This is a genomic window from Wolbachia endosymbiont of Nasonia giraulti, assembly GCF_048054155.1.
Taxonomy (GTDB): Bacteria; Pseudomonadota; Alphaproteobacteria; order Rickettsiales; family Anaplasmataceae; genus Wolbachia; species Wolbachia pipientis_C.
The window spans coordinates 1-7087 of record NZ_JAFEVH010000050.1; the positions used below are offsets into that span (position 1 = coordinate 1).

A 7087-nucleotide genomic window follows, 5' to 3' on the forward strand; every position below is an offset into this window, starting at 1 on the left:
ACTGCTTTGCCTAATTGGGCTTTAACTATGTCTCAACTTGATATCTTTTTTCCTGGTAGGTTAAAAATTGAGTTGAATTGAAAATGCGGTTTGACACACTTTTTTGAACGTTCCCATCTTCTCCCTTGGAACCTGGCAATCCATTTGCACCTGGAGCTCCTTTCTCACCCCTATCACCTTTTATTCCCATGGCTCCGTCTAATCCTTTAGGACCAATATCTCCCTTTGTTCCATTTATACCTGGCTCACCTTTTATGCCTTGAGGACCAATATCTCCTTTTAATCCGTCTATACCCGGCTCACCTTTTATGCCTTTAGGACCAATATCTCCTTTTGTTCCATTTATACCTGGCTCTCCTTTTATGCCTGGCTCTCCTTTAGGACCTGGCAACCCATCTGATCCTTTAGGACCTTCTGGACCTTGTAACCCATTCGCACCTGGTTCTCCTTTTTCACCTTTAGAACCTATCTCTCCTTTCTCACCCCTATCACCTTTTATTCCCATGGCTCCGTCTAATCCTTTAGGACCAATATCTCCCTTTGTTCCATCTATACCTGGCTCACCTTTTATGCCTTGAGGACCAATATCTCCTTTTGTTCCATTTATACCTGGCTCTCCTTTTATGCCTGGCTCTCCCTTAGGACCTTGTGCACCTGGCAATCCATCTGTTCCAGTATCTCCTTTGGGACCTTTTATCTTTCCTGGATTTTGTCTCAACTCTTCTGCTATTCCTTCACGTAAGACTGGATCATTTACCAGCACTTTTTTATCTTGATCATCTTTTGCTTCTAGTACTGCTCTTCCTAATTCACCTACTTTTTGAGTGTCAAAGAACTGATGAACAATATTTTCAACTATTGTTTTTGCTGCATTCACATCGCCTTTTAATTTGGCATACTCAAGCAAATACTCAACTAATTTTTCCTTGTCTATTTCTTGCTTCACGATTTCTAGAGCCTTTGGCTGCTTATTTAAATCACTATGAAGCAGAAGATACTTAGCAAGTGCCCAATCGCTCACCTTACCTTTTATAAGATTGTGAGCTTCTATCTCGCTCATACTGCTTCTATCAACAAGTAGTTTAGCAAGCTTTTCTGCAAATTTTTCATATTTTTGGAAGGCTATAGGATCGGGATTATTTTTCTTTGTGGCATCGCTTGTTATCTTACTCACAGTATCTTTTATAATGTTTTTTGCTTCCTCTAAAGAAAGTTTACTTACTACTCCTTCAGTAAGTTTTGCTACATCAATTTTATTCACAAGTTCCTGCGAATTAAGATTAATTTTACCGGCAATCTGAGTTGCAAGATTTTCACCTTTGATACCATTTGCGTTAAGAACTGCTTCTCCTAGCTCAGCTTTTTTACTGGTAACTAATTCAGTTGCAATTTCTATAGCACTTGAGGCATCTCCCTTCTCACCTTTTGAGCCAGTATTTCCTTTAGAACCTTCTGGACCAGGAAAACCTCGGTCACCCTTATTACCTTTGGAACCTTGTTCGCCCTTTAACCCCCGTTCACCGTTACGACCTGGTTCGCCCTTTTGGCCTGGAGGACCTTGTATGCCCTTAACTAACGCTTTTAAAGAATCTTCTCGCTTTACACGCTCACCAAAAAAATGTGCTATTCTTTCTGAAAATCCCATGGAATTACGCTGATCTTCTTCTATTATAGCTTCTGCTAAAGGATATAGATGGGCTCTGTTAGAAGAAAATTCGGTAACAACTTGATTAATACTTGGAGTTATTCCATTAGTGCCTTGATTCCCTTTTTCTCCTTTAGGTCCTTGATCACCTTTTGATCCATGCGCACCTGACGATCCAGTATCCCCCTTGTTACCTTGAGGACCAGGCGCTCCATCGAAGCCTCTATCACCTTTTTGTCCCCTTTTACCTGGCTCACCTTTAGGACCTTGTACACCAGTACGTTCTAATCTGTCTATTCTGCGTTTTAAAAGTTCAATTTCTGTTTCTAAATTTATATGTTCTTGAATATTCACATCAACCTCCAAAAAGTTATCAAAATTTTCTAAGTTATAATAATAAGGATATGGACCTGGTCTATTGTCGTGCTCATACCCAAAAGAATTAGGGTTAAAATTATAAAAATTTTTGCATGTGCTATTTTCATACGATATGCAACCAACATAACTATTGCCTAACTTTTTTACTGCGAAATAGGTATCTTGTGCTTTCAAGCTCTCCATTTCATGAAAAGGGAATAACTGGAATGTATTGCTTATACGAGTAAATGCTGAAAGGATATCATTCAATATGCCAACTTTTCTACCAATTGAATCATATACCTGAGCGCTACTATATAATTTGTATATATTTCTTGATTCTTTAAACAAATAGTCTCCTATTTTTATTTTGAGTCTTTTATCAGGTGAACTTTTAAGATCTTCCAAAATAAGACTGACATTTTCGCTACTAATTATGTCTTTTGGATCTATTAAAACCTTCCTGTTTTCTAGCAGTTCATAATAAATACTACAGCTTTCACGATTATATGCGTTAACATGTAAACCATTTGTGTAAACATGAGGTATACGATCAATAGTAGCTATGATAGTATTTTTGCCATCATAGTAATAATAATAAGGTTGATCAGAGGTAGTAACTAAAGCGAATTTGTAATCATTTCCTACCCTTTCTAGCTTTAATTGTGGCCATTCAGATAAGTCGTTTAGTATACTTGCCACGTCATGCTTCAAATCCCAAATTTGAAAACTCAGGCCAATATTGTTGTCGATGATAATGTAAGATACACTAGGCAGGCTAAATGTTGTTTTGTTATTTAATCTTATTTGTGCAGGTATCCTACGACCAGTTCTATTATTACAATCGTTTTGTGGAATATCTTCCTTTTCTAGCTTAAAACGCATCTCCACCTCCCTTTGCGATTAGATATAGTTAATTTATGGGTATTAATTATTGATTAATAATGATGATAAGTAAATATGATTATGCTTTATACTAATTTACTTATAAAGTAATTTGTGAAAGAAAGTTATTTTTTCACAACTGAGCATAAAAATGCTTTATATTATCCAATTTCTTACTACTACAGCTCTTTCACCTGATAGATGATGTCGTTCCAGTTCTTCCATAATCTCGTTGGAAACGTTTTCAGTATAGGAATAAATTCTATTAATCTATAGAAACACCCTTACCCTCAGGATAAAGAAGCTGGTTAAATTTGTCAAGCAATTTTTTCATGACCAGCTAGATAAATAGCTACTTCTTCAATTTGATTGAGGTAAAAAATTGATTGCCGTTGCGGTAAATAAGCAACATTACTGAATCTTTGCCGTCTTTCTTTACTGCTGAATCAATTTGTTTTTGAAAATCATTAGTATTTTCAATATCGATTCCATCTAGTTGAATAATTATATCACCTTTCTTAATAACACGTAGTGTAGAATTACTACTACTATCTACACTAGTAACTACTACACCCTTTGTGGGTGCATTATTTTTTAGTTCTTTTGGCAAATTTGAAACGGTTAAACCACTTATATAACTAGATGTTGATTTATTTTCTTCTTGATTATTACCTGAATCATCATTTGTAGATTCCTCGATTGCAACCTTGATATTGATTTCTTTACCTTTTCTAAGTAACTTAACCTGTACTTTCTTTCCGGGCTCAGTTCGTGAAACCATATGAGGTAATTGCGTCATTCTATCAATTTTTTTGCCGTCAAACTCTAATAGTATATCACCTACTTTGATTCCTCCTTTCTCTGCAGGACTGCCCTTTACTACGCTTGCAACTAATGCACCTTTGATATCTTTTAAACCCAAGGATTCAGCAAATTCTTTTGTTATAGGCTGAACTTGCACGCCAAGCCAACCATGTTTTATTTTTTTACCACTTTTTAATGTGTCAATAATTGAAATAGCTAGATTAGATGGTATAGCAAAGCCTATACCCACGTTACCGCCAGACTCAGATGGGGAATAAATAGCAGTATTAATGCCTATAACTTTTCCATTTAGATGAAATAGTGGTCCCCCTGAGTTACCTCTATTAATTGCAGCATCAGTTTGAATAAATTCATTCATAGTACCAATACTAATGTCTCTAGATCTTGCAGACACAATTCCTGTACTTACAGAGCCACCCAAACCAAAAGGGTTGCCTATTGCAATAACTGTATCACCAACTCTTGCTTTATCAGAATTACCAAATTCAACAAAAGGAAGATCTTTATCAGAATTAATCTTAAGCACAGCAAGATCAGTTTTTGCATCATAGCCTAAAACTTCTGCTTTGAAATAAGTATTATCGTTCATAGTAACTGTAATATCTTGGGCATTTTTAATAACGTGATAGTTGGTTACTATGGTTCCACTTTTATCTATAATAAATCCAGACCCAAGTAACGTCACTTCTCTATTAATGCTAGGAGCTCTATCAAAAAATTGATCAAAATGCTCGAAAAATTCTCTAAAGTCATCAAAGAAATTATTTCTTGGCGTAAAGGGAATTTTAGTTCTACTGTTATTTTCTTGCTTAACTATTTGCTCACTTGAAATATTTACAACTGCGGGAATAAGTTCTTCCACTATATCAGCAAGCCCTTTATTACAACTACATACAGGATCTGCAACTGTTTTTGCAAACAGATTAGCATATGAAGAAAATGAAATTAAAAAATATGCAAATATAGATAAAATAAATGCTTTACTTTTCATAAACTATTTCCATCCCTTGTTCAAAATATCTAAGAAATTATTATTTGGTGAAAGCACAAATTTAGTATTACCCTCAGCAAATGATTTATTGTAAGCTTTCATAGAGCGATAAAAGTTAAAGAACTCTTCATCAGCCTTAAATGCCTCATTATAGATTCTAGTTGCTTCAGCATAACCACGGCCTCTTATTTCATGTGATTCTTTTACTGCACTAGAGACAATTCCCCTTTTTAATTTATCAGCTTTTGATCTAATTTCTTGTCCAGCTTGTTCTCCTTCTGCTCTAATTTCTTTTGCTTCCTTTTCCCTTTCAGTTTGCATGCGGCGAAATATTGCAGAACTATTTTCTTCTGGTAGATCTGCTCTCTTAATTCTTACATCTATTATTTCTATGCCAAATTTTCCAGCTTCAGAATAAACTCCACGTTGAATTAATTGCATAACTTCTGATCTCTTTTCATTCAATAAACTAATTAATGAAAATCTTCCTATATTCTCCCTTATGTGAGCTTCTATGACAGGATATAATCTTCTAACTAGCCCTGATTCATTTTTCACAGTTTGATAAAAAGTGATAGGATCTATTATTTTATATTTTGCATAAGCATCTACTATAATACGCTTTTGATCTGCAGTTATCACTTCCCTTGGAGTTTTATCAGGACTTAGATCTAAAATTCTCTTATCAAGAAATTCTACGTTATTTATAAATGGTAGCTTAAAATATAAACCACTGTCCCTAACATCTTTTACGACTTTACCAAGTTGTATAACTATCGCTTGTTTTGTTTCTTGAACAACGAAGATTGAATTAGATAAGGCAATCAATAATACAACAAATATGAAAGCAAAAACAATTTTAATATTACTACTCATGACTATTTCCCTAAATTTGTAAGAGGTAAATAAGAGAACATACCTTTCAGATCGTCTGTTATAACAAACTTATCTACCTTGCTGAAAATATTTTCCATAGTTTCAAGATAAATACGATTCTTAACAAGAGAAGGATTTTGTCTATATTCTTCATAAAGAGATAAAAAGCGATTTGCATTACCTTTCGCTTCATTTATTATTTCGTCCTCATATGCTTCTGCATCTAACTTTATCTTTATTGCCTCACCTTTTGCACGAGGTATAATATCATTACTGTAAGCATATGCTTCGTTTATAGTACGCTCCTTATCTGCACGAGCACTTTGTACATCCCTAAATGAGCTAATCACTTTTTCTGGTGGGTCAATTTTTTTCATTTGAACAGATAAAATTTCTATACCCATTTGATATCCATCAAGAATCTGTTGCAATAAAATTCTAGTATCTCTGGAGATTTCAGCCCTACCTTGACCTTCGAGTGCAAAAGAGATCGTATTTTTACCTATTATTTCTCTCATAGCACTTTCAGCAGCATTTTTAACGCTGAAACCAGGTTTATAATCCCGCACTTTGAATAAATAATCTTTGGCATCTCTAACTCGCCACTGGACCTCAAAGTTAACGTTGACTATATTCTCATCTCCGGTAAGCATCACTCCTTCACCACGATCTGTATCTCGCCCATAAGAGCTGCTTATCCCAATTTCTTCACGATTTACTTCTTTAACATTCACTTTAAAAACCTTACCAATAGGGTAGGGAAAGTGATAACGCAAACCAGATGTTTCTGTATTGGAATATTTGCCAAAAGTAAGTTCTATACCTTCCTCACTCGGATGGACAATATAGAAACCAGTACAAAAATAAAACAACAAAACAATGAAAATGATGAAATAAGGTTTTTTCCCTCTATTTCTGGTTAAGCCATTAAAAAAGCATCTTATATCAGACACAGCTTTACTTAAAATATCTTCATTACTTGGATCTGACGGTTTCTTTCCAAGATTCCAAGGATTACGCTCATCCATAAAAATTATTAATTGTATAACTAATACGCTGATATTACTTAATCTTATCGAAAAATGCAAAACTATTTTGTTTACAAATTGAAACGAAGAATATTATCATACACTTTCTTTTCTCTATATAGTACGGTTGATTCTATAGAATTTTCTGGCTTTTTTTAAACTCTTTATTGTCGTTTTTGATAAGTATCTTTAGTTGTATATTAATTATTAACATAAAAGACAATGCCTGGGATTTAGGAAACTTAATTTTAATCAAGTAGCTGCGTAATAAATCATTGTCAAGTGATGGAATGACATTATCTACTATGCAAATTACCTGCAAATTGCAATGTTCAAACAATTGTGTATCTGAGTTTTGAGAGGGAACGTTCAAAAAAGTGTGTCAAACCGAAAAAAAAGTAATAAATTGATATAAAAGATGGAGGTTTGATACGAGTCAAGCAAATAGAACCAGTAGTTCTATTTGCTTGACTCGTATCA

The 7087-nt window shown here is 34.4% G+C and carries 3 protein-coding genes and 1 pseudogene; all 4 read right to left on the minus strand.

The annotated features are described in order from the left end of the window. Positions 1-274: 274 nt before the first annotated feature. Positions 275-2887: pseudogene (locus tag JR312_RS05395) on the minus strand (collagen-like domain-containing protein); the annotation flags it as partial. Positions 2888-3239: 352 nt separating this feature from the next. Beyond that, the gene (locus JR312_RS05400; protein WP_416647913.1) at positions 3240-4703 is read right to left on the minus strand and encodes a DegQ family serine endoprotease; all 1464 of its coding nucleotides are present in this window, start codon (positions 4701-4703) and stop codon (positions 3240-3242) included. Positions 4704-4706: 3 nt separating this feature from the next. Beyond that, the gene (gene hflC, locus JR312_RS05405; protein ID WP_264330795.1) at positions 4707-5579 is read right to left on the minus strand and encodes a protease modulator HflC; all 873 of its coding nucleotides are present in this window, start codon (positions 5577-5579) and stop codon (positions 4707-4709) included. A 2-nt stretch (positions 5580-5581) separates the two neighbouring features. Continuing rightward, a complete protein-coding gene (hflK, locus tag JR312_RS05410; protein WP_416647914.1) occupies positions 5582-6607 on the minus strand; it encodes an FtsH protease activity modulator HflK in 1026 nt (341 codons plus the stop codon). Between the last annotated feature and the right edge of the window lie 480 nt (positions 6608-7087).

Bases quoted from the DNA above. Each gene is read 5' to 3' on its own strand.
- JR312_RS05400 (WP_416647913.1), bottom strand. From the start codon at position 4,703: ATGAAAAGTAAAGCATTTATTTTATCTATATTTGCATATTTTTTAATT.
- hflC (WP_264330795.1), bottom strand. From the start codon at position 5,579: ATGAGTAGTAATATTAAAATTGTTTTTGCTTTCATATTTGTTGTATTA.
- hflK (WP_416647914.1), bottom strand. From the start codon at position 6,607: ATGGATGAGCGTAATCCTTGGAATCTTGGAAAGAAACCGTCAGATCCA.